Here is a 22,162-nt window from a genome sequence, read left to right on the forward strand (position 1 = left end):
AAGAGCTATGCAGAACTGGAAAGTGACCCCGGCCGAGGTGTTTGCCGCCTCCCCGCTGGTACCCGTGATGGTTATCAACGAGCTGGATCAGGCCCTGCCGATGGCCAAGGCGCTGCTCGACGGCGGCATCTCTGTCTTCGAAATCACCCTGCGCACCCCGGTGGCCCTCGATGCCATCGCCCTCATCGCCAAGGCGATGCCGGATGCCATGGTCGGTGCCGGTACCGTGCTCAACTGCGAGCATTTTGACGCAGCCGTCGCTGCCGGTGCCCGCTTCGTCATCTCCCCGGGGATGACCCCGGCCCTGCTGGCCCACGCGGCCAAGAGCACTGCGCCGCTGATCCCGGGCGTGGCAACTCCGTCTGAAGTGATGCAGGCGCTGGAAGCGGGCTACGACCACCTGAAGTTCTTCCCGGCCGAAGCGAACGGCGGCACCAAAGCACTCTCAGCCATTGCCGCCCCACTGCCCCAGGTGAAGTTCTGCCCGACCGGCGGTATCGGCCCGAAAAACGTGGCCGACTATCTGGCGCTCAAGTGCGTCGCCACCGTCGGCGGCTCCTGGATGCTGCCGGCCGATGCGGTCAAGAGCGGAAACTGGGAAGAGGTGACTCGCCTCTCCCGCGAAGCGGTTGAGTTGGTAAAACGCTAAGCATCAGTTGTGCCGAAAACCAAACAGGCCACCCTCGGGTGGCCTGTTTGTTATCAGCGTGACTTAAGTGGGTGAGGGAAGGGATTACCCTAGACTCTCCCCGACATAGAGGGAGAAGCCGATATCTTTGCGGGTATCGGGTTGGGATTGGCCGTTTAGACGCGCCAGCAGCATGGTGGCCGCCTCCCGACCTATCGCTTCCCGTGGGGTGGCGATACTGGCCAGCTTGGGGGTCATGGCGTGGCCGATGTCGAGGGCGTTGCAACCGGCGATGGCGATCTGCTGGGGCACCGGGATCCACTTGGCCTGACACTGCAGCAAGGCGCCCACCGCCAAGTCATCGTTGGTGCAGAACAGGCCGTCGAGGTCGGGATAGCGCACCAGCGCCTGATCCAGCAGCTCGCCCCCCAGAGTGAAGCTGGAAGATTGTTCGGTCAGCAGATGCTGGCCGGTGAGGCCGAAGTCGGTCATCGCCTGATAGTAACCCTCCATCCGCAGCTGGGTACGCACGTCGAGCCGCGCCCCCAGATAGACCACCTTGCGTCGGCCCCGGTGCAGCATCTCTGTTACCATGGCCCGGGCGGCGGCTCTATGGTCCATGCCGACCACCATGTCGATGGGGGTTTGCGGCAGATCCATGGTCTCCACCACCGGAATGCCGGCGGTGGCGATCATTTTGCGGGTGCGTTCGGTGTGCTGGCTGTCGGAGAGGATCAGCCCATCCACGTGATAGGAGAGCAGGGATGCGACTTGCTCCTCCTCTCGCTCCGGACTGTAGCCGTAGTGGGCCAGCAGGGTCTGATAACCGGCCGGTCGGGTTACCGACTCGATGCCATGGATCACCGCCGAGAAGACCTGGTTGGAGAGGGAGGGGATCAGGATGCCGATCGCTTTGCTGGTCGCGTTGGAGAGAATATCCGGCGCCCGGTTGGGGATATAACCCAGCTCTTCCACCACAGCCGCGATCCGCTCGCGGGTCCCCTCCGCCACGGTCTGCGGGTCGCGCAGATAGCGGCTGACAGTCATCTTGGTCACGCCGGTCTGGTCGGCGATATCTTGCAGGGTGGGGCGGCGCTTGCGGGTGGGGCTCATAGGGGTGTCCAGCGTGGATGTTACATGTAACATTACCGTTTTTGGCGGATAAAGTCAGCATATGAAGCCGTTTTTGCAGGAGTTTTCCGATGATCAGAGGCAAGCAGTTCGTGGATGTCCGGTTCGAGCAACAGGATGTGGAGGGGGAGCAGTTCTCGGAGTGCCGCTTTATCGGCTGCGACTTCTCCTGGCTGGATCTGAGCGATAGCCGCTTCATCGACTGCAGCTTCTACGATCGGGAGAGTGAACGGGGCTGCCTGTTGCAGGGTTGCGATCTGCGCGAGGCCAGCTTCCTGCGCTGTGATCTCACCATGGCCGATTGCAGCCGCAGCCAGTGTCTGGGGTTGGAGATGCGCGACTGTCAGGCGGTCGGCATCAACTTCGGCCACGCCAGCTTCGCCAACCAGATCACCGCCAAAAGCTACTTCTGCGAGGCCCATCTGACCGGCAATAACTTCAGTTACGCCAGCTTCGAGAGTTGTCTGCTGGAGAAGTGCGAGCTGACCGGCAACCGTTGGCAGGGGGCCAACCTGTTTGGTGCCTCGCTGGCGGGCTCCGATCTCAGCGGCTCCGAGTTTGGCCAGATCGACTGGACCAGCTTCAAATTGCAGGGCTGCGATCTGCGCCAGTGCGATCTGCCGGGGCTGGATCTGCGGCGGGTCGATCTGCAAGGGGTGCAAATTAACGAGGATCAGCAGCAGGTATTGCTGGAGCAGATCGGTATGGTTGTCTTTCCCTGAGCCGAGCGAAAAATTAGGTAATTTTTCATCAAATGGGGGTGACAGCGGGTTGCTGTACTCCTTAAACGACAAAAGCCTGCGTGAGGCAGGCTGTTGTTGTGAGCGTGTGATGCGTTTGTCGGCCGGGTTGACTCAACCCCTGGCCAGCCATTTGGTCGGGTTGATCGCCTCGCCCTGATAGCGAATTTCGAAGTAGAGGCCCGGTCTGTCCTGACCGCCACTGTCACCGACCAGTGCCACCGGTTCACCCTGTTCCACATTCTGGCCAACCTGACGCAGCAGCGACTGATTGTGACCGTAGAGGCTCATATAGCCCTTACCGTGATCGATTACCAGCAGCATACCGAAGCCATCGAGCCAGTCGGCGTAAACCACCTGGCCCGGCGCGACCGCCTTGACCTGGGTTCCTTCGCTGGCGCCGATCAGGGTGCCTTTCCACTTGAGCTGGGCGGTGCGCGGCGAGCCGTAGGCGATGAGGATCGGCCCCTGTACCGGCCAGCGCAGGCTGCCATTGGTCTTGAGCCCGCTGTAGTAACCTGCGGTCCCAATCCCCGAGCCTCGCTCCGGTTTGGTACTGGACATCTCTTCGACCGGTTCTGCCGGTTTGACGGTTTTGTTCTGCTGGGCGGCAAGTCGTTGTTGCTCGGCGCGGCGCTGCTCGGCCAGCTTGCGCTGACGCTCCTGTTCCGCTTTCAGCTTGGCCAGCCGCTCCCGTTCGGCCCGTTCGCGGCGCTCCTGCTCTTCCCGCTGGCGGCGCAGCTCTTCCAGCCGGGCTTTCAGCGCCTTCTCCGCCTTGACCAGCTTGGTGAGCTTCTGCTCGTCATCCTGTACCGACTGCTGCAACTGGTTGCGCACCTTGGCCCGGCTCTGCTGGCTGGCCAGCAGGGTCTGGTGATGCTCCTGCTGTTCGGCAAGCAGGGTCTGCAGTCTGGTTTCGGTCTCTTTGGTTGCCTGCTGGTTTTTCGCCAGCTTGTCGCGGGTGACGCGCAGGGCGTCGATGGCCTCGATGCGGGCCTTGTTGAGGTAGTCGTAGTAGTCGAGGGAGCGGCTCAGTTTGGCCGGATCCTGCTGATTGAGCAGCAGTTTCAGGTAGTCGTGGTTGCCCGCCTGAAAGGCGCTTTCCGCCTGCTTGGCCAGCAACTGCTTTTGATGTTTGGCTTGAGCTTCCAGCGCCAGCTTGTCTTTTTGCAGGGTCGCCAGCTTCTGCTGGTTCTGCTTCAACTGCTGCTTGGTCTGGTTGAGTTTGGCGGCGGCGGCCGAGATGGCCTGCTCGTCAGCCTTGAGCTGGGTATTGAGCTTGGCAAGCTCCTGCTTGCTGAGCTTGATGGTCTTCTGTTGCTCTTTGATCTGGGACTGCATGGTGCCCAGCTGCTGATTGGCGGCCAAAGCCGATTTGCTGGCGCCAAACAACAGGCAAAAAAACAGCGCGCCGGCCAACAGGCCGACGCGACTGGTTTTCTGTGAAATAACTTCGCATCCCCGCATGGGGAAGGATTATTTCAGAATCATCAGGGGCTTGCCAGTCATTTCCGGCGGCACCGGCAGACCCATCAGGGTCAGCATGGTGGGGGCCAGATCGGACAGTTTGCCACCTTCAACTACCTCGGCTTTGCGACCGAAATAGATGAGAGGAACCGGCAGATTGGTGTGGGCGGTGTGGGCCTGACCAGTCTCTTCGTCCAGCATCTTCTCGGCGTTGCCGTGGTCGGCAGTGATCAGGCACTCGCCACCCACTTCGGCTAGGGCGTCGGTCACACGGCCGATGCAGTGGTCAACGGCTTCACAGGCTTTGACGGCGGCATCGAACACACCGGTGTGGCCAACCATGTCGCCATTCGGGTAGTTACAGATGATGACGTCGTACTTGCCGCTCTTGATGGCAGCAACCAGCTTGTCGGTCAGCTCTTCGGAGCTCATCTCCGGCTGCAGGTCATAGGTAGCCACTTTCGGGCTGGCGACGATTTCGCGATCTTCGCCGGTGAAGCAGGACTCTTCGCCACCGTTGAAGAAGAAGGTGACGTGAGCGTACTTCTCAGTTTCGGAGATGCGCAGCTGGGTCTTGCCCTGCTTGGCCAGCCACTCACCCAGGGTGTTGACCAGAGCGGTCGGCGGGTAGGCACAGGCAGTTTTGATGTCGGCCGCGTATTCGGTCAGCATCACGAAGTTCAGCTTCGGCTCGACTGCACGGGCGAAGCCGGTGAAGTCGGTGTCAACGAAGGCGCGGGTGATTTCACGGGCACGGTCGGCACGGAAGTTCATGAAAATCAGTGCATCACCATCTTCCATCGGTGCAGCTTCGCCGATGCGGGTGGCTTTGACGAACTCGTCGTTCTCGTCGCGGGCATAGGCGGCAGCCAGTGCGTCGGTGGCGCTCTCGGCGGTGAATTCGCCCTTGCCCTGAGTCATCAGGTCATAGGCCTGCTGCACGCGATCCCAGCGGTTGTCACGGTCCATGGCGAAGTAACGACCGATCATGGAGGCGAAACGACCCTTGCCCAGCTTGGCGAAGAGGGCGTCGAACAGCTCGATGGAGGACTGGGCGGAGCGCGGCGGAACGTCACGGCCATCCAGGAAGGCGTGCAGGTAGATCTTCTCGGCGCCACGCTTGGCCGCCATTTCGATCATGCCCATGATGTGCTCTTCGTGGCTGTGTACGCCACCTGGGGACATCAGGCCCATGATGTGAACGGCTTTGCCGTTGGTGACGGCAGCGTCAACTGCCTTGGCCAGCTCGACGTTCTGGAAGAATTCGCCGTCCTGGATGTCTTTGGAGATGCGGGTCAGCTCCTGATAGACGATGCGACCGGCACCGATGTTGACGTGACCCACTTCGGAGTTGCCCATCTGGCCATCCGGCAGACCGACGTCCAGGCCGGAGCCGGAGATCAGGGTGCTGGTGTAGTCACGGGCCAGACGATCGAGGTTGGGAGTCTTGGCGGCAGCGACGGCGTTGTGCTCTTGCTTGGTGCTGTAGCCCCAACCGTCCATGATGACCAGAACCAAAGGTTTCTTAGCTGTTGACATAAGACTATGTCCTCTCGGATTGGAAAAAATGCGGGAAATGAAACTAGCGTAATATTACTACATCTGCCGAAATAGTCACCTGATAGCCAAGGGGCGCTCCCGCGGCCCCGCAAGCCATGCCCTTCCTGCCATGCTCGCTGCCCAAAGATGATGGGAGCCTGCTCGCGCTTTGCCGCCAAGATGGCTGATCTTATCAATACCCCCATGTATACTCGGGCCCTTGTCTTGGTCCCTGGATAGTAGAAGATGCAAGAGTATTTGGATTTTGCGGCCCGTAACCCGCTGCTGACCGCAGCCTGGTTGGGCCTGGCTGGCACCCTGGTTTACACCACTGTGCGTGCCCGTTTTTCTCCGGTAAAAACCGTCAACAATCACACCGCCACCCTGCTGATCAACCGCGAGAATGCCACCGTGGTGGATATTCGCAGTCAGGAAGAGTACGCCAAGGGCCATCTGGCCGGTGCCCAGCACCTGCCGCTGACCCAGATCCAGAGCAATAATCTGGGCCCGGTTGAAAAGCATAAAGATGCCCCCATCATAGTGGTGTGCGAGTCGGGAATGACTGCGGGCGGCGCGGGCCGTCAGCTGAGCAAAGCTGGCTTCAAGCAGGTTTATGTGCTCGGCGGTGGCATGGCCCAATGGCGTGCAGAAAATCTGCCGGTAACCAAGAAACGCTGATTTAAGCAGGGCCTGAGCCCACTTATCCATATAACAAGGAATCAAACGAAATGGCTGACGAGATCAACAACCAGGAAGTACAACCGGAATTCCACATCCAGCGTGTTTACACCAAGGATGTCTCTTTCGAAGCGCCGAACACCCCGCACATCTTCCAGAAAGAGTGGCAGCCGGACGTCAAGCTGGATATGGATACCAAGACCAACATCCTAGCTGAGAGCGTGTACGAGGTTGTCCTGACCCTGACCGTGACTTGCAAACTGGAAACCGAAACTGCCTTCCTGTGCGAAGTACAGCAAGCCGGTATCTTCACCATCGGCAACCTGCCGGAGCCGCAACTGGCTCACTGCCTGGCTGCCTTCTGCCCGAACATCCTGTTCCCGTATGCCCGCGAAGCCGTGGCCAACATGGTGAGCAAGGGGTCCTTCCCGCAGCTGAACCTGGCACCGGTCAACTTCGATGCCCTGTTTGCCCAGCACATGGCGCAAGCACAGGCCCAGCAGGCGACTGCGGAAGCCTGATAATGGCTGACCAGATCGCTATCTCGGTCTTGGGGGCGGGGTCTTATGGCTCCGCCCTTGCCATTTCTCTGGCGCGCAACGGTCATCCGACCCTGCTGTGGGGTCACGACCCCGCCCATGTCGCCGAGCTGGAACAAGACCGCTGCAACAAGGCGTTTTTGCCTGATGTCCCTTTTCCTGCCGATCTGCAGCTGACTGCGGATCTGCAACGTGCGGTACAAGCTGCTCCCGTGCTGCTGCTGGTCGTGCCAAGCCATGTCTTTGGTGATGTGCTGACCCGGATCAAACCCTTCCTGCGCCCCGATACCCGTATCGCCTGGGCCACCAAGGGTCTGGAGCCGGACAGTGGCCGTCTGCTGCAGGACGTGGCCCGTGAAGTGCTGGGTGACGAGATACCGCTGGCGGTGATCTCCGGTCCCACCTTCGCCAAGGAGCTGGCTGCCGGTCTGCCGACCGCCATCTCGGTCGCCTCGACTCACGATGAGTTCGCCGACGATCTCTCCCATCTGCTGCACTGTGGCCGCTCGTTCCGGGTCTATACCAATCCGGACTTCGTCGGTCTGCAGCTGGGCGGGGCGGTGAAGAACGTCATCGCCATCGGTGCCGGTCTTTCCGATGGGCTAGGGTTTGGTGCCAATGCCAGAACCGCGCTCATCACCCGGGGTCTGGTGGAGATGCAGCGTCTGGGCGCGGCGCTGGGTGCCGATGCCAAAACCTTTATGGGGATGGCGGGGCTCGGGGATCTGGTGCTCACCTGTACCGACAACCAGTCGCGCAACCGTCGCTTCGGGCTGGCCCTCGGGGCAGGCAAGGATGTGAACACCGCCATGACCGAGATCGGTCAGGTGGTGGAGGGGTATCGCAACACCAAAGAGGTGCATCTGCTGGCGGCCCGCTGCGGCGTCGAGATGCCCATCTGCGAGCAGATCTTCAAGGTGCTCTACGAGGGTAAGAACCCGAAAGAGGCGGCCATCGCCCTGCTGTCGCGAGACAAGAAGGACGAGTAATCTGCCGATTGTCCATGCAAAAGGCCCCGCCAGATGGCGGGGCCTTTTCTTTGCTGCAAGGGCTGCAAATCAGTAGTAGGAGTGGTCGCCGCGCTGGTGCTCGGTGGCGTCTTTCACACCGTTGAGCTCACCCGGGAACTTCTCTAGCAGCTGCTTCTCGATCCCCTCTTTCAGGGTGTAATCGACCATGGAGCAACCGTTGCAACCACCGCCAAACTGCAGGATGGCCAGTTTGTCTTCAGTCAGCTCGACCAGGGTGACTTTGCCACCGTGACCGGCCAGCATGGGGTTCACTTCGGACATCAACACGTACTCGATGCGCTCGATCAGCGGCGCGTCATCGGCCACTTTACGCATCTTGGCGTTCGGTGCTTTCAGGGTGAGCTGGGAGCCCATCTGATCGGTCACGAAGTCGATGGTGGCATCCACCAGGAAGGGGGCGCTCAGGGGATCGACCATGCAGTCGAAGCCGCTGAAGGGCAGGTGTTGATCTTCCGGGTCCACGGCATCGGGCGGGCAATACGATACGCCACACTCGGCATTCTGGGTTCCCGGATTGACCACAAACACCCGGATATTGGTGCCATCAGGCTGTTTTTCCAGCAGTTTACGGAAATGGGCCTGGGCGGCGTCGGAAATGCTGATCATCACTATCCTCATAAACCTGAGTGTACGACTAGGGTATTCATGATAACGCGGTTATTAATGCTTGGGTAGCATGCCGATGGCTACTTGCTGTGCCGAAGGGTACGACAGATTGCCCACACTTCTACCTTTGTGATGCCGCTCTCATGGAGCAGACGGCTGAGCTGACCGGCGGTGGCGCCTGTGGTCACAACGTCATCGAGCAGGGCAACATGGCGATAGTGGTGGGGGCGGATCCGGAATGCCCCGCGCAGATTGCGCCGTCGCAGCCCGGCGCTGAGAGTTGTTTGCTGTGGGGTTGCCTTGATGCGCTGCAACAGGGTGTTGTCGCAGGGAATGCCGGTGAGCTCGCCAAGGGTGTGCGCGATCTCCTCCGCCTGATTGAAACCGCGCCGCCACTGTCGCCACCAGTGCAGGGGAACAGGAATGATCGCCTCCGGCGGCTCGCGGCCATCCAGATGATCGGCCAAGAGGCGTGCCAGTAGCGGCGCCAGCAGGATCTGGCCGGAATATTTGAGCCGGGGGATCAGCATGGGGTAGGGGGTTTGGTAGTCGCCGATCACCTGCAGCCGCTCCCAGGGGGGAGGTCTGCGCTGGCAGCGGCCGCAGACCGGTATGCTCTCTTTTATATAGTCAGCCAGCGGTGCGGCGCAGAGGCGGCATCTTGGCTCTGATTGGTGCAACGCCTGCCGACACCAGCTGCAGAGCAGGGGCTCGTTGTCACAAGGCTGATGACAGAGCAGGCAGCTCCCTTGCCAGTCGGCGTGGCTGCCGAGCAGTGGGCTTGCTTTAGCGAGCAGTCGCTTTAACATGCTGACCCCAAGAGCATGAACAGGGATCTTTAGTCTAGATGAGCATATCGGTAGAGCAGTTTGGCCAGGGGCCCGATCTGGTGCTGTTGCACGGTTGGGGGATGAATGGTGCGGTCTGGCATGGCATTGCCCAACAGTTGGCGTCCCACTATCGGGTTCATCTGGTGGATTTGCCCGGTTTTGGCAACAGCCCGCTGGCAGACGAGGTGGATTACAGCCTGCCCTGGCTTGCCGAGCAGGTGGCTGCCATCATGCCGCAGAAGTGCCATCTGCTTGGTTGGTCGCTCGGGGGGCTGGTGGCAAGCCAGTTGGCGCTGATGCATCCCGATCGGCTGCACTCCCTGATCACCGTGGCCAGCTCCCCTTGTTTTATGGCCCGCGACGAGTGGCCGGGTATCGCCCCCAAGGTACTGACCGGCTTCAACCAGATGCTGGCGGGGGATTTTCGCCAGACCATAGAGCGCTTTCTGGCGATCCAGGCGATGGGCAGCGAACATGCCCGGGACGATATCCGTCAGTTGCGCCACTGGCTGGCCGAGCGGCCGGCGCCCGAGTTTGCCGCACTCGAGGCTGGACTGACACTGTTGGCCGAGATTGACCTGCGCGAACCGCTGCAGGAGCTCGATCTGCCCTGGTTGCGGATCTATGGGCGACTGGATTCATTGGTACCCAAGGCGGCCATTCCCCTGCTGGATGATCTCTACCCTGCCAGCCGCAGCGTGACCCTCAATAAGGCCTCACACGCACCTTTTATCTCCCACCCTGACGAATTCATTGAAATCGTTCGAGATTTTGTTGGATAAAAAATAGTCAATAAGCTTCATTAATCCTCTGGTCTGGCGGATAATTAAGCTGTGACCAGAGGAGTAACATCATGCGTATTGATTCTGCTTTCAACAGCGGGGTACAGGGATTTCAGCGAGCCGAGCAGATTGCCGACAAGGCATCCAATCAGATCGCCCGTCTCAACACCCCCAGCGGGGATCAGGTGCAAGTGACCGATGAGCTCGTCAATCTCAAGGTGGCCGAGCTGCAGGCTGGCGCTTCCGCCAAGGTAGTGCAGACCGCCAGCGATATGATGGGAACCCTGATCGACATCCGGGTGTGAGATGAACATCAATGTCAGTCTGCCCCCCCTTATTCCGACACAGCTGCAACCTCAGGTGGAAGCAGCGAGGACGGATAATCGCCGGGCAGAACTGATCCCGCAGGCCCGGGCGGGCCAAGCCTCCGTTGCCGAATCTGAAGTCGGCTCCCAGAAAGAGAAATCCAAAGCCGGTCAGGCCTCCAGCAATCAGAGCTCCCAGAACAGCCGTGAAACCGGGCAACCGGCGCCGACGACACTGCCAGACAATCGCTTTGTCGAGGCCACCGGTGAGGATGGGCAGCGCAAGCAGCAAGATCCCAAACAGCAGGAGCAGCAACAGCGGCAAGAGCAGCAGGTTCAGGATCTTGTCGAGCGTGACAAGGAGGTGCGCACTCACGAGCAGGCTCACCAGTCTGCGGGTGGAGAGTACGCCAGCTCGCCCACCTATCAGTTTACGCAAGGGCCGGATGGCAAGCGTTATGCTACGGGTGGCGAAGTCCAGATCGATACCAGTGTCGTACCCGGTGACCCTGCGGCTACCATCGCCAAGATGCAGCAGATCCGCTCTGCAGCGCTGGCGCCTGCCGAGCCTTCCGCGCAGGATTTGGCCGTTGCACGCAGCGCCGCCGCGAGTGAAGCCAAGGCGCGCAAAGAGCTGATGGCCGAGCAGAGCGCGAAATCGGGCGGTGTGCTGAGTGCCTATATGGACAAGCGCAACAGCGTCATCGCGGGCCACTATCAACAGGCTGTCAGCCCGGCCTCGACCCAGTCCCTCAGTCTGCATATCTGAATCCCCCCTCACCAAACTTTCAGCTGCTTTGCCTGTTTTGCAACTAACCTGAAGATCAGGCCCATTCCAATTTCACAGGAGCTGTCATGCATTTCGATGAAGTCAAAGCGGAAGATTTCGCCACCTTCTCCCGTGTACCGCCCCCCCACCTGCAGATGGAGCAGTTTCTGATGCAGCTCGGGGGAGGGGGAACTGAAGGAACCAGTTTCAAGAAGAAAGTGATGCTGGCGGCTGGCTGGAGCCACACCGGTGTCGTCTCTTACGGCAAGTATCCGCAAGAGGCCTGCAAGGCATTCAATCGACTGCGGGAGGTGCTGGCCCAGCATGGAGAGCCCGAGAGCATACTTGCTGCCCTGACGCAGTGATCCTGAGCTTCGCGTGTAAAAAAGCCCCTTGTGGGGCTTTTGCATTCAGAGGACTTCTGGAAGGTTTCGCTACTTTTTCGCTTTGGAGAGCGCTGCCGCGAAGGCGTTGCCCATGGCACCACCCATAGGGGGGCTTTGGCGCGGCTCATTTCTTGGTTTGGTGTTGCCGGCACTGCTGTTGCGCGCTTCAGCCGGCTTGCGGGCGGGTTGCCCTGCCTTTTCGTCGAGACGCATGGTCAGACTGATCCGCTTGCGCGGAGCGTCCACTTCCAGCACCTTGACCCGCACAATGTCGCCCGCCTTGACCACCTCACGGGGATCCTTGACGAAACGGTCGGTCAGGGAGGAGATGTGCACCAGACCGTCCTGATGAACACCGATATCGACGAAGGCGCCGAAGTTGGTGACGTTGGTGACCACCCCTTCCAGTACCATCTCTGGCACCAGGTCGCTGATCTGCTCCACCCCTTCCTTGAAGGTCGCGGTTTTGAACTCGGGGCGCGGGTCGCGGCCCGGTTTGTCCAGCTCGCCGATGATGTCGGTGACGGTAGGTACGCCAAATTGCTCATCGGTGTAATCGGCCGGTTTCAGGCTGCGCAGCAGGCTGCTGTTGCCGAGCAGGCTCTCCACGGTCTGCTCCAGCTTGGCGAGGATCCGCTCCACCACCGGATAGGACTCGGGGTGTACCGCCGAGCTGTCGAGGGGATTGCTGCCGCCGCGAATGCGCAGGAAGCCGGCACACTGTTCGAAGGCTTTGGGGCCGAGTCGGCTCACTTTCAGCAACTGCTGACGGCTCTTGAAGGCGCCGTGCTCATCCCGGTAGGCGACGATGTTCTGGGCCAGCGTCTGGGATAGGCCGGAAACCCGGTTGAGCAGGGCGACCGAGGCGGTATTCACATCCACCCCGACCGCGTTCACGCAATCCTCGACCACCGCATCCAGCCGGCGGGCCAGCTGGCTCTGGCCGACGTCGTGCTGATACTGGCCCACCCCGATGCTCTTGGGGTCGATTTTGACCAGTTCGGCCAACGGGTCTTGCAGACGGCGGGCGATGGAGACGGCGCCACGGATCGAGACGTCGAGATCCGGGAACTCCTGAGAGGCGAGTTCGGAGGCGGAGTAGACCGAGGCTCCTGCTTCGCTCACCACTATCTTCTGCGCCTTGGCGGCGGGGTAGCGCTCGAACAGGTCGCTCACCAGCCGGTCGGTCTCCCGCGAGGCGGTGCCGTTGCCGATGCTGATGAGCTCGACCTTGTGTTTCTGGCACAGCTCGCTCAGGGTCTTGAGGCTCTGATCAATCTGGCGTTTTGGTTCGAATGGATAGATGGTGGCGTGATCGACCAGCTTGCCGGTGGCATCCACCACGGCAACCTTGACCCCGGTGCGGATGCCCGGATCCAGCCCCATGGTGCAGCGCATGCCCGCCGGGGCCGCCATCAGCAGATCCTTGAGGTTCATGGCGAACACCTTGATCGCCTCCTCCTCTGCCGACTCGCGGATGCGACCGATCAGCTCGGTCTCCATCTGAAGCGACAACTTGATCTTCCAGGTCCAGCTCACCACCCCTTGCAGCCATTTGTCGGCCGGGCGGTTCTGCAGATTGAGCTTGAGATGGTGGGCAATGATCCCTTCGCAGGGGCTGGCACTCTCATCGTCACCGGTTACCAGCGCCAGATTGAGGATCCCTTCATTACGGCCGCGCAGCATGGCCAGCACCCGGTGGGAGGGGGCCTTGTGCAGTGGTTCGTCGTGTTCGAAATAGTCCTTGAACTTGGCCCCTTCCTGCTCCTTGCCTGCCACCACGCGGGCGCGCAGGGTGGCATTTTGCCACAGGTAGTCGCGCAACTTCTCCAGCAGGTCGGCCTGCTCGGCGAAGCGCTCCATCAGGATATAGCGGGCGCCGTCGAGGGCAGCCTTGCTGTCGGCAATGCCCTGTTCGGGATTGAGGAAGGTGGCTGCAGCTTGCTCGGGATCCTGCATCGGGTCGTTGAGCAGCAGGTTGGCAAGCGGCTCCAACCCGGCTTCGATCGCCATCTGCCCCTTGGTGCGGCGCTTGGGCTTGTAGGGGAGGTAGAGATCTTCCAGTCGGGTCTTGCTGTCGGCGCCATTCAATTCGCGGGCCAGCTCGGGGGTCAGTTTGCCCTGCTCTTCGATGGAGCGAATGATCACCTGACGGCGATCTTCCAGTTCACGCAGATAGCCGAGGCGGCTCTCCAGAGTACGTAGCTGGCTGTCGTCCAGACCGCCGGTCACCTCTTTACGGTAACGGGCGATAAAGGGCACGGTCGAGCCTTCATCCAGCAGGCGCACTGCGGCCTGCACCTGCTCCGGGCGAGCATTGAGCTCACCGGCAATCTGTCTCTCTATGGTTTGCATCATGATGTTGTTGAGGGCCTCTGTGGTCGAGTCCGCGCCATCAGGCGCCAAGTGTGAGCACTATATGGGGTCGTGTTACGGGATGCCACCCTGCGCCGGGGTCTGCACCAGTCAGACTGATAAGTCGCAGGGGAGAGCGCATATCTTGCCATTGCACCTGTGACTCAGGATGTGTCTGTGGCAAGCCGCTCACCAGTAGTCCGGCTATTTGGGGTAGCTGATCTCGTTGATATACCAGCAGACGTCACCAACTGGCGTACGGACGATGGCCTCATCACCGACCTCTTTCTTGAGCAGGGCGCGGGCCATGGGGGAGTCGATGGAGATGTAATCCTTGCGCTCGAAGATCTCGTCATAGCCGACGATGCGAAAGCGCTTGGTCTCGCCCTCTTCGTTTTCCACCTCGACCCAGGCGCCGAAGAAGACCTTGCCCTCCTGCGCCGGGGCATAGTCGACGATCCCCAGCTCTTCGAGACATTTGCGCAGGTAGCGCACCCGCCGGTCGATCTCCCGCAGCCGCTTCTTGTTGTACTGGTAGTCGGCATTTTCGCTGCGATCCCCCAGACTGGCGGCCCATGCCACCTTCCTGGTGACCTCGGGGCGCTCCTGGCGCCAGAGGAAATCGAGCTCTTCTTTCAGCTTGTTATAGCCTTCGCGGGTGATCAGCTTTGTCTTCATGGTGATGCGGACCTGGTCAAAGAGGGGTAATCATCGCTAACTGCTCGGGAATATTAGCTTTTGTCCTCTTGCTGTCGAGGGAAATCGTGATGGCTCGGCTGGCGCCATTCAGGGAGTGGATGGCCAGCGCGGTGACTTGATGGCCATCACGCTCTCGGGATGGGTAATAACCGGTAACATATTTGTGCTTTGCTCCCGCTATATCCCCCCCTAGTATTGGGGGCAGCTAAAGAATGAAGAGGCAAAGCAATGAGTCAGCAGCAATACAAGGTCCTGGTCGTGGACGATGACCTGAAATTACGTTCCCTGTTGGAACGCTATCTCACCGAGCAGGGATTCGTAGTGCGCGGCGTGGCCAATGGCGAGCAGGCCGATCGCTTGCTGACTCGTGAAAATTTCAGCCTGATGGTGCTCGATCTGATGTTGCCGGGGGAGGATGGGCTCTCCATCTGCCGCCGTCTGCGGGAAGCGGGCAACCAGATCCCGGTGCTGATGCTCACCGCTAAGGGGGATGAAGTGGATCGCATCGTCGGGCTCGAGATGGGGGCTGATGACTATCTGCCCAAACCGTTCAACCCCCGCGAACTGCTGGCGCGGATCCGTGCCGTGCTGCGCCGCCATACCGTCGAGTTGCCCGGGGCCCCCTCGGCTGCAGAGAAGGTGGTCAACTTCGGCGCCTTTCAACTCAATCTGGCGACCCGCGAGCTGAGCCGGGATGGTGAGCCGATGGCGCTCACCAGCGGTGAATTTGCGGTGCTCAAGGTACTGGTCAGCCATCCGCGCGAGCCGCTCTCCCGCGACAAGCTGATGAATCTGGCCCGTGGCCGTGAATACACCGCCACCGAGCGCAGCATCGACGTGCAGGTCTCTCGCCTGCGCCGCCTGCTGGAACAGGATCCGGCCCAGCCCCGCTATCTACAGACCGTCTGGGGTCTGGGGTATGTGTTTGTACCAGATGGTGACGGTGCATGAAAAAGGTCGGCAGCATGTTCTCGCGCATGCTCTGGTTCCTGGCCGCCGTTCTGGTGGTCTATCAAGCGGTCTCCTATGTCACCTTCTACAACTATCTGCTGGCACCCACCGTCAAACAGATCAGTCACCTGCTGGCCAATCAGGTCAAGCTGATCTTTCCGGTCAATACCGAGCAGCTGGCGTTGAGTGAAGATGCCGAGGCGCTGGTCTATGTGACGACCGGTACCGACATCTACACCCAGAGCGAGGCGGTGCAGCATGGCTTCAACGATGCCAAGCCGTACCCCTATCTGGAGGAGAATATCAGCCGCGAACTGGGCGGTCCGGCCAAGGTGCGGGTCGAGATCCAGGATCACTACATCATCTGGATCCAGCCACCGCAGGCCAGCAAAATCTGGGTACGGATCCCGCTGACCGAGATTGAAGATGACGATATTGAACCCCTCATCATCTATCTAAGTGTACTGTTGGTGATCACCCTGTTTGCGGCCTGGCGCTTTGCCCGCCAGCTGGTGCGCCCGCTCGAGGATCTCGAGGCTGGCGCGGTTGCAGTGGCCAGAGGCCATTTCCCGGAGGCACTGGGGGAGCAGGGGTCACGAGAGGTACGCCGTCTGACTCGCACCTTCAACCATATGTCGCACTCCATCAAGAGCCTAATCGAAGAGCGTAACCTGATGATGGCGGGGGTTTCCCATGACCTGCGAACCCCGCTGACCCGTATCCGGCTGGCTACCGAGATGATGTCCTCCGGTGACGAATATCTCAAGGAGAGCATCAATTCAGACATTGATGAGTCCAATGCCATCATCGATCAGTTCATCGACTACATCCGTCCGGATGAGGGGCAGGCTCCGGTACCTGTCGATCTGACCCAGTTGGTGCATGATACCCTGCTGATCTACTCGGAGCAGGGGTTGGACGTCGATCTGGCGCTGCCACAAGAGGCAGTGCGGGTGGCCTGCAATCCGGTCAGCATCCGACGGGTGCTGAACAACCTCTCAAGCAACTCGCTACGCTATGGGGCGAGCAGGTTGCATGCCGAATTGAAGGACGATGGGCACTGGGTGCGCCTACGCCTCTCCGATGATGGCCCCGGCATTCCGGAGCAGGACTACTCCCGGGTGCTCAAGCCGTTTACTCAGGGTAATGTGGCGCGGACCGTTGGCGGCAGTGGCTTGGGGTTGGCTATCGTGGCCAAGATAGTCGCCCAGCACCATGGCACTATCCGGTTGGGAAGTTCGGAGCTCGGCGGCCTGCTGGTCGAGATGCGGCTGCCGAAACATCAGCCACAGGAGTGGATGGATTGAGAGAAGGGCGTATCCGTGGATACGCCCTTCTGCATGGTCAGCTCTTTGTTTCGACTGATGCACGATAGCGTTTGCCGTACTTGAGCTGCTGGATCAGCAGGGCGGCAACGATGAGCGCTAACCCGATGGGGGTGGCCGGATGGATGGCTTCGCCGATCAGCAGATTGAGCAGCACCAGCGAGGCAAACGGCGAGATAAAGATGAGGTTGCTGATGGGGGCCGTGTTGGTGGCATGGCGCAGCGCCATCAGCCAGAGCACGAAACCGAAGCCCATTTCGAACAGTCCCACATAGATGGCACCAGCCCATCCCTGCCAGGCGGTCATGGCAAAATCGGAGAGCAACCAAGTCGCCACGACAATAAAAGGCAGGCTGATCATAAAGCCGAGCAACAGGCTGACAATGGGATCGCCCTGATTGCGGGTGTTGAGGATCCAGTAGCTGGCCCAGATGAGGGTCGAGACCAGCGCCAGCGTCACGCCGAGGGGGCTGTCGAACTGGAGGCCGAATACATCACCTCTGGTGGCGATCACCAGCGCGCCAAAATACCCCAGCACGATAGCGACGCCATCACGCCGACGCAGCTTCTGGCCGAGGAAGGGGACGGCCAGCAGACTGAGGGTAATGGCCCAGGTGTAGTTGAGGGTCTGTGCCTGCTGGGCAGGCAGCAGATCATAGGCTTTGAACAGCAACAGGTAATAGAGAAAGGGATTCAGCACGCCCAGAGTCAGGTAGTAGAAAGGGCGGGCCTTGATGTAGCTCCCCAGCAGCGGCAGTTTGCCCTGTTTGGCGACGACGGCTGTCAGCGTGAGAGTCGAGGTGAAGGCGGCCACAAGCAACAGTTGCACAGGTTCGAAATAGGCGAGGGAGATCTTGAAGGCTGTGGCGACCGTCGACCAGAGGGCAACGGCGCAAAGGCCATACTGATAGGCTTTCTTTTGATCTTTGAGCATGGGATGTCGTTCCACTGACAGAGGCAAGCGCACAGTCTACCAGTCTGTTTGTAACATTGTCGTTACCTTGGTGTCGGCAGCAGAGTGTGTTGCCGCAGGCGAGATCCATCTGTCACATAAAACTGCGCATAATCTGTTCGCTCTCCCTTGCGCAAATTTGAAAAATCCGTATAATCCCCTCCGCTTACCCATGAGGTAAGCCAGACGATATGTCTGCTGCTGAGTTTCCTGTTTACAGGAGCCAGCCATACAGTCCTCCCGATATGGGGGGAAACGTGAAAAATCACACCTCTGGCGGGAGAAATCTCGGTCGGGCGGTGTTGATTTATGTTCTTTTATCTATTGGAGCTCTGTCAATGCAGAACCAAAGAATCCGTATCCGCCTGAAGGCTTTTGATCATCGCCTGATTGATCAATCCACTGCGGAAATCGTTGAAACTGCTAAGCGCACTGGCGCGCAGGTTCGCGGTCCTATTCCGCTGCCGACTCGCAAAGAGCGCTTCACCGTCCTGATCTCCCCGCACGTCAACAAAGATGCGCGTGATCAGTACGAGATCCGCACTCACAAGCGTCTGGTAGACATCGTTGAGCCGACTGACAAGACCGTAGACGCCCTGATGCGTCTGGATCTGGCAGCTGGTGTAGACGTCCAGATCAGCCTGGGTTAATTACGGAAAGAGGTTGATAACAATGACAATCGGTCTTGTAGGTCGCAAAGTGGGTATGACTCGCATCTTCACTGAAGATGGCGTTTCTATCCCGGTGACTGTTATCGAAGTTGAAGCTAACCGTGTAACTCAGGTCAAATCTGTAGAAACCGACGGCTACAACGCTATTCAGGTTACCACTGGCGCCAAGAAAGCCAGCCGTGTGACCAAGCCGGAAGCTGGCCACTTCGCCAAAGCTGGTGTAGAAGCCGGTCGCGGTCTGTGGGAATTCCGCCTGAACAACGGTGAAACTTTCACTGTTGGTAGCGAGCTGAAAGTAGATCTTCTCGCTGACGTTAAGCTGGTAGACGTTACCGGCACATCCAAAGGTAAGGGCTTTGCTGGTACTGTTAAGCGCCACAACTTCCGCACCCAGGATATGACCCACGGTAACTCCTTGTCTCACCGCGTTCCGGGTTCTATCGGTCAGAACCAGACTCCGGGTCGTGTATTCAAGGGCAAAAAGATGGCTGGTCACATGGGTGCTGAGCGTGTAACGACTCAGAACCTGGAACTGGTTCGTGTTGACGCTGAACGCAACCTGCTGCTCATCAAAGGTGCAGTACCGGGTGCAACCAACGGCAACGTGATCGTCAAACCTGCCGTCAAAGCGTAACGTCTGAGGAGATAGTAATGGAATTGGTAATGAAAGACGCCAAGAGCGCTCTTGAAGTTTCCGAGACTACCTTCGGGCGCGAATTCAACGAAGCTCTGGTTCACCAGGTCGTCGTTGCATATGCCGCTGGTGCCCGTCAGGGTACTCGTGCGCAGCTGACTCGCTCTGAAGTGTCTGGTGGCGGCAAAAAGCCGTGGCGTCAGAAGGGTACTGGTCGTGCCCGTGCTGGCTCCATCCGTTCGCCCATCTGGCGTTCCGGTGGTGTGACTTTTGCTGCTAAGCCGCAAGATCACAGCCAGAAAGTAAACAAGAAGATGTACCGCGGCGCTATCCGTAGCATTCTGTCCGAGCTGGTACGTCAAGAGCGCCTGATCGTTGTTGAGAAGTTCGGCATCGAAGCTCCGAAGACCAAAGAACTGATCGCCAAGCTGAAAGAAATGGAACTGACTGACGTTCTGATCGTGACTGCTGAAGTCGATGAGAACCTGTTCCTGGCTGCTCGCAACCTGTACAAAGTTGACGTGCGTGACGTTGCCGGTATCGACCCGGTCAGCCTGATCGCTTTCGACAAGGTTCTGATGACTGCTGACGCAGTTAAGCAAATCGAGGAGATGCTGGCATGATCCGTGAAGAGCGTCTGCTGAAAGTTCTGAAGGCTCCGCACATCTCTGAAAAGAGCACCATGGTTGCAGAAAAGCAGAACACTATCGTGTTCAAAGTTGCTGTTGATGCTACCAAGGCGGAAGTCAAAGCTGCAGTTGCGAAACTGTTCGAGGTCGAAGTTGAGACCGTCCGTACCCTGAACATGAAGGGTAAGACCAAGCGCGCAGGTGCACGCGTAGGCCGTCGTTCCGATTGGAAAAAGGCTTATGTGACCCTGAAAGCTGGTCAGGACATCGACTTCATGGGCGCAGCCGAGTAAGAGGAGTTCTCAAAAATGGCAATCGTTAAGTGCAAGCCTACTTCTCCGGGCCGCCGCCACGTCGTCAAGATCGTCAATCAAGAGCTGTACAAGGGCAAGCCCTTCGCCGCTCTGCTGGACAGCAAAAGCAAGTCCGGTGGTCGTAACAACAACGGCCGTATCACTACCCGTCATATCGGTGGTGGTCACAAGCAGCACTACCGTATCGTCGACTTCAAGCGCGACAAAGACGGTATCCCGGCTAAAGTAGAGCGCCTGGAATACGATCCGAACCGTACCGCTAACATCGCTCTGGTGTTGTATGCAGACGGTGAGCGTCGTTACATCCTGGCTCCGAAAGGCCTGAAAGCTGGTGACGCGATCGCTTCTGGTGCTGATGCAGCCATCAAGGTAGGTAACGCCCTGCCGATGCGCAACATCCCGGTTGGTTCTACCGTTCACGCTGTAGAGATGAAGCCTGGTAAAGGTGCCCAGCTGGCTCGTTCCGCTGGTACTTTCATCCAGATCCTGGCTCGTGAAGGTAACTATGTAACTCTGCGTCTGCGTTCCGGCGAAGTACGTAAAGTTCTGGCCGAGTGCCGCGCTACCATCGGTGAAGTCGGTAACTCCGAGCACATGTTGCGTCAACTGGGTAAAGCCGGTGCAAACCGCTGGCGTGGTATTCGTCCGACCGTTCGCGGTATGGCGATGAACCCGGTTGACCACCCGCACGGTGGTGGTGAGGGTCGTAACAAGGGCATGCAGCCTGTGTCCCCATGGGGCCAGAAGGCTAAAGGCTTCAAGACCCGTAAGAACAAGCGTACCGACAAGTACATCGTACGTCGTCGTAACAAGTAATTGTTAACATAGAGGAATCACCATGCCACGTTCTCTCAAGAAGGGTCCATTTATTGACCTGCACTTGCTGAAGAAGGTAGAGAAAGCGGTGGAAAGCGGGGATAAAAAGCCGGTTAAAACCTGGTCCCGTCGTTCAATGATCATCCCGAACATGATCGGTTTGACCATCGCTGTCCATAATGGTCGTCAGCACGTTCCGGTTTTCGTTACCGAAGAAATGATCGGTCACAAACTGGGTGAATTCGCACCGACTCGTACTTATCGCGGCCATGCTGCTGATAAGAAGGCTAAGAAGCGCTAAGGGATAAATGATGGAAGCTATCGCTAAACACCGTTATGCCCGTACTTCTGCCCAGAAAGCTCGTCTGGTAGCCGATCAAGTACGTGGTCTGTCCGTAGACAAGGCTCTGAATATCCTGACCTTCAGCCCGAAAAAGGCTGCAGTGCTGGTTAAGAAAGTGCTGGAATCTGCCATTGCAAACGCTGAGCACAACGAAGGCGCCGATATCGACGCGCTGCGTGTTGCTACTATCATGGTCGACGAAGGTCCCTCCATGAAGCGCATCCGTCCGCGTGCCAAAGGTCGTGCGGATCGTATCCTCAAGCGTACCGCTCACATCACTGTAGTGGTATCCGACGCTAAGGCTGGGAGATAAGCAATGGGTCAGAAAGTACATCCTAATGGCATTCGCCTGGGTATTACCAAGCCTTGGAATTCTACCTGGTTCGCGAACACCAAAGACTTCGCTGACAACCTGTACAGCGATTTTCAAGTACGCCAGTTCCTGACCAAGGAACTGAAAAACGCGTCCTTGTCCAAGATCACCATTGAGCGTCCGGCCAAGAGCATCCGTGTGACCATTCACACCGCTCGTCCGGGTGTTGTCATCGGTAAGAAAGGCGAAGACGTTGAGAAGCTGCGCAAAGCTGTAGCCACTATTGCTGGCGTGCCTGCTCAGATCAACATTTCCGAAGTCCGCAAGCCGGAGCTGGATGGCAAACTTGTTGCCGACAGCATCACTTCCCAGCTGGAGCGTCGTGTAATGTTCCGTCGTGCTATGAAGCGCGCCGTACAGAACGCAATGCGCCTGGGTGCCAAGGGCATCAAAGTGGAAGTTTCCGGTCGTCTGGGCGGCGCTGAAATCGCGCGTACCGAATGGTACCGTGAAGGTCGTGTGCCGTTGCACACCCTGCGTGCCGACATCGACTACGCAACTTCTGAAGCCCACACCACTTACGGTGTGATCGGCGTTAAAGTTTGGATCTTCAAGGGCGAAGTTCTGGGCGGTCTGGCTGCTGTTAACGCTGCCGCTGCTCAAGAGCAAGCTCCTGCAAAGCCCAAGCGTGACAACAAGCGCCGCGCTGCTAAGTAAGGAGATTCGGTA

27 protein-coding genes are annotated in these 22,162 nt (G+C 58.9%); 19 read left to right on the forward strand and 8 right to left on the reverse strand.

Annotated elements, in window-relative coordinates:
- The first annotated feature begins 7 nt into the window (after positions 1–7).
- On the forward strand, positions 8–649 hold the full coding sequence (locus ACTG2G_RS12015; RefSeq protein WP_439985471.1) for a bifunctional 4-hydroxy-2-oxoglutarate aldolase/2-dehydro-3-deoxy-phosphogluconate aldolase: 642 nt from the start codon (positions 8–10) through the stop codon (positions 647–649).
- An 84-nt stretch (positions 650–733) separates the two neighbouring features.
- Here ACTG2G_RS12015 and ACTG2G_RS12020 read toward each other — a convergent pair whose 3' ends face one another.
- Positions 734–1,741: a substrate-binding domain-containing protein gene (locus tag ACTG2G_RS12020; protein WP_005355407.1), complete on the reverse strand. Its 1,008-nt coding sequence runs from the start codon at positions 1,739–1,741 to the stop codon at positions 734–736.
- 89 nt (positions 1,742–1,830) lie between these two features.
- Here ACTG2G_RS12020 and ACTG2G_RS12025 point away from each other — a divergent pair, with 89 nt between their 5' ends.
- Positions 1,831–2,481: a Qnr family pentapeptide repeat protein gene (locus tag ACTG2G_RS12025; protein ID WP_307896004.1), complete on the forward strand. Its 651-nt coding sequence runs from the start codon at positions 1,831–1,833 to the stop codon at positions 2,479–2,481.
- A gap of 132 nt (positions 2,482–2,613) precedes the next feature.
- Here ACTG2G_RS12025 and envC read toward each other — a convergent pair whose 3' ends face one another.
- On the reverse strand, positions 2,614–3,966 hold the full coding sequence (envC, locus tag ACTG2G_RS12030; RefSeq protein WP_439985472.1) for a murein hydrolase activator EnvC: 1,353 nt from the start codon (positions 3,964–3,966) through the stop codon (positions 2,614–2,616).
- Positions 3,967–3,975: 9 nt separating this feature from the next.
- The gene (gene gpmM / locus ACTG2G_RS12035; protein WP_421251049.1) at positions 3,976–5,505 is read right to left on the reverse strand and encodes a 2,3-bisphosphoglycerate-independent phosphoglycerate mutase; all 1,530 of its coding nucleotides are present in this window, start codon (positions 5,503–5,505) and stop codon (positions 3,976–3,978) included.
- Positions 5,506–5,751: 246 nt separating this feature from the next.
- On the opposite strand from gpmM, the gene ACTG2G_RS12040 reads away from it, so the two are divergent.
- Genes ACTG2G_RS12040 through gpsA form a run of 3 tightly spaced genes read left to right on the forward strand, consistent with a single transcriptional unit; the run spans position 5,752 to position 7,711 of the window.
- Positions 5,752–6,183 (forward strand): rhodanese-like domain-containing protein, encoded by a 432-nt coding sequence (locus ACTG2G_RS12040; protein WP_139473071.1) that lies wholly within the window; start codon positions 5,752–5,754, stop codon positions 6,181–6,183.
- A 50-nt stretch (positions 6,184–6,233) separates the two neighbouring features.
- Positions 6,234–6,704, forward strand: coding sequence for a protein-export chaperone SecB (gene secB, locus ACTG2G_RS12045; protein WP_042054222.1), 471 nt, complete (start codon positions 6,234–6,236; stop codon positions 6,702–6,704).
- 2 nt (positions 6,705–6,706) lie between these two features.
- Entirely contained in the window at positions 6,707–7,711 is a 1,005-nt protein-coding gene (gene gpsA / locus ACTG2G_RS12050; RefSeq protein WP_005356865.1) for an NAD(P)H-dependent glycerol-3-phosphate dehydrogenase, read from the forward strand.
- A gap of 69 nt (positions 7,712–7,780) precedes the next feature.
- Here gpsA and nfuA read toward each other — a convergent pair whose 3' ends face one another.
- Together nfuA and ACTG2G_RS12060 are read right to left on the reverse strand one after the other, a co-directional pair.
- Positions 7,781–8,359, reverse strand: a complete 579-nt coding sequence (gene nfuA / locus ACTG2G_RS12055) for a Fe-S biogenesis protein NfuA (RefSeq protein WP_005340636.1) — start codon at positions 8,357–8,359, stop codon at positions 7,781–7,783.
- Between the two features lie 80 nt (positions 8,360–8,439).
- Positions 8,440–9,168 (reverse strand): ComF family protein, encoded by a 729-nt coding sequence (locus ACTG2G_RS12060; protein ID WP_042054221.1) that lies wholly within the window; start codon positions 9,166–9,168, stop codon positions 8,440–8,442.
- 38 nt (positions 9,169–9,206) lie between these two features.
- Here ACTG2G_RS12060 and bioH point away from each other — a divergent pair, with 38 nt between their 5' ends.
- From bioH to ACTG2G_RS12080, 4 genes are all read left to right on the forward strand, one after another.
- Positions 9,207–9,971 carry a pimeloyl-ACP methyl ester esterase BioH gene (gene bioH, locus ACTG2G_RS12065; protein WP_042054220.1) on the forward strand — a complete coding sequence of 255 codons (765 nt, stop codon included), beginning with the start codon at positions 9,207–9,209 and terminating at the stop codon, positions 9,969–9,971.
- A 71-nt stretch (positions 9,972–10,042) separates the two neighbouring features.
- Positions 10,043–10,276 (forward strand): flagellar hook protein FlgE, encoded by a 234-nt coding sequence (locus tag ACTG2G_RS12070; RefSeq protein ID WP_042054219.1) that lies wholly within the window; start codon positions 10,043–10,045, stop codon positions 10,274–10,276.
- Position 10,277: 1 nt separating this feature from the next.
- Entirely contained in the window at positions 10,278–11,045 is a 768-nt protein-coding gene (locus ACTG2G_RS12075) for a putative metalloprotease CJM1_0395 family protein (RefSeq protein WP_204384907.1), read from the forward strand.
- 86 nt (positions 11,046–11,131) lie between these two features.
- Positions 11,132–11,410, forward strand: coding sequence for a hypothetical protein (locus ACTG2G_RS12080; RefSeq protein ID WP_204384908.1), 279 nt, complete (start codon positions 11,132–11,134; stop codon positions 11,408–11,410).
- 69 nt (positions 11,411–11,479) lie between these two features.
- Here the strand turns inward: ACTG2G_RS12080 and ACTG2G_RS12085 are convergent, their stop codons facing one another.
- Together ACTG2G_RS12085 and greB are read right to left on the reverse strand one after the other, a co-directional pair.
- Positions 11,480–13,789, reverse strand: coding sequence for a Tex family protein (locus ACTG2G_RS12085; protein WP_421387111.1), 2,310 nt, complete (start codon positions 13,787–13,789; stop codon positions 11,480–11,482).
- 201 nt (positions 13,790–13,990) lie between these two features.
- On the reverse strand, positions 13,991–14,464 hold the full coding sequence (greB, locus tag ACTG2G_RS12090; RefSeq protein WP_005355349.1) for a transcription elongation factor GreB: 474 nt from the start codon (positions 14,462–14,464) through the stop codon (positions 13,991–13,993).
- 249 nt (positions 14,465–14,713) lie between these two features.
- Between greB and ompR the strand changes: the two genes are divergently transcribed.
- Positions 14,714–15,436 (forward strand): osmolarity response regulator transcription factor OmpR, encoded by a 723-nt coding sequence (gene ompR, locus ACTG2G_RS12095; protein ID WP_005340625.1) that lies wholly within the window; start codon positions 14,714–14,716, stop codon positions 15,434–15,436.
- On the forward strand, positions 15,433–16,743 hold the full coding sequence (envZ, locus tag ACTG2G_RS12100; RefSeq protein WP_421387114.1) for a two-component system sensor histidine kinase EnvZ: 1,311 nt from the start codon (positions 15,433–15,435) through the stop codon (positions 16,741–16,743). Before ompR ends, envZ begins: the two co-directional genes overlap by 4 nt.
- Before the next feature lie 37 nt (positions 16,744–16,780).
- Here the strand turns inward: envZ and ACTG2G_RS12105 are convergent, their stop codons facing one another.
- Positions 16,781–17,695, reverse strand: a complete 915-nt coding sequence (locus ACTG2G_RS12105; RefSeq protein ID WP_005355344.1) for a DMT family transporter — start codon at positions 17,693–17,695, stop codon at positions 16,781–16,783.
- Positions 17,696–18,051: 356 nt separating this feature from the next.
- Here ACTG2G_RS12105 and rpsJ point away from each other — a divergent pair, with 356 nt between their 5' ends.
- The 8 genes from rpsJ to rpsC are packed head-to-tail and all read left to right on the forward strand — an operon-like array spanning position 18,052 to position 22,150.
- Positions 18,052–18,363, forward strand: coding sequence for a 30S ribosomal protein S10 (rpsJ, locus tag ACTG2G_RS12110; protein ID WP_005307944.1), 312 nt, complete (start codon positions 18,052–18,054; stop codon positions 18,361–18,363).
- Positions 18,364–18,385: 22 nt separating this feature from the next.
- Entirely contained in the window at positions 18,386–19,018 is a 633-nt protein-coding gene (gene rplC / locus ACTG2G_RS12115; protein WP_005340620.1) for a 50S ribosomal protein L3, read from the forward strand.
- Between the two features lie 17 nt (positions 19,019–19,035).
- Positions 19,036–19,641 carry a 50S ribosomal protein L4 gene (gene rplD, locus ACTG2G_RS12120; protein ID WP_005340616.1) on the forward strand — a complete coding sequence of 202 codons (606 nt, stop codon included), beginning with the start codon at positions 19,036–19,038 and terminating at the stop codon, positions 19,639–19,641.
- Complete coding sequence (rplW, locus tag ACTG2G_RS12125) at positions 19,638–19,940, forward strand: 50S ribosomal protein L23 (protein WP_005307955.1); 303 nt, start codon at positions 19,638–19,640, stop codon at positions 19,938–19,940. The genes rplD and rplW overlap by 4 nt, the downstream gene beginning before the upstream one ends.
- A gap of 15 nt (positions 19,941–19,955) precedes the next feature.
- Positions 19,956–20,777: a 50S ribosomal protein L2 gene (gene rplB, locus ACTG2G_RS12130; RefSeq protein ID WP_005340614.1), complete on the forward strand. Its 822-nt coding sequence runs from the start codon at positions 19,956–19,958 to the stop codon at positions 20,775–20,777.
- Positions 20,778–20,799: 22 nt separating this feature from the next.
- On the forward strand, positions 20,800–21,078 hold the full coding sequence (gene rpsS / locus ACTG2G_RS12135) for a 30S ribosomal protein S19 (protein WP_005307960.1): 279 nt from the start codon (positions 20,800–20,802) through the stop codon (positions 21,076–21,078).
- A 10-nt stretch (positions 21,079–21,088) separates the two neighbouring features.
- Complete coding sequence (gene rplV, locus ACTG2G_RS12140) at positions 21,089–21,433, forward strand: 50S ribosomal protein L22 (protein WP_005319741.1); 345 nt, start codon at positions 21,089–21,091, stop codon at positions 21,431–21,433.
- A gap of 3 nt (positions 21,434–21,436) precedes the next feature.
- The gene (gene rpsC / locus ACTG2G_RS12145) at positions 21,437–22,150 is read left to right on the forward strand and encodes a 30S ribosomal protein S3 (RefSeq protein ID WP_005307962.1); all 714 of its coding nucleotides are present in this window, start codon (positions 21,437–21,439) and stop codon (positions 22,148–22,150) included.
- Positions 22,151–22,162: the final 12 nt, after the last annotated feature.

Origin of the sequence: Aeromonas sp. 55A (assembly GCF_051919665.1) — a bacterium.
GTDB classification, from domain to species: Bacteria; Pseudomonadota; Gammaproteobacteria; order Enterobacterales; family Aeromonadaceae; genus Aeromonas; species Aeromonas veronii.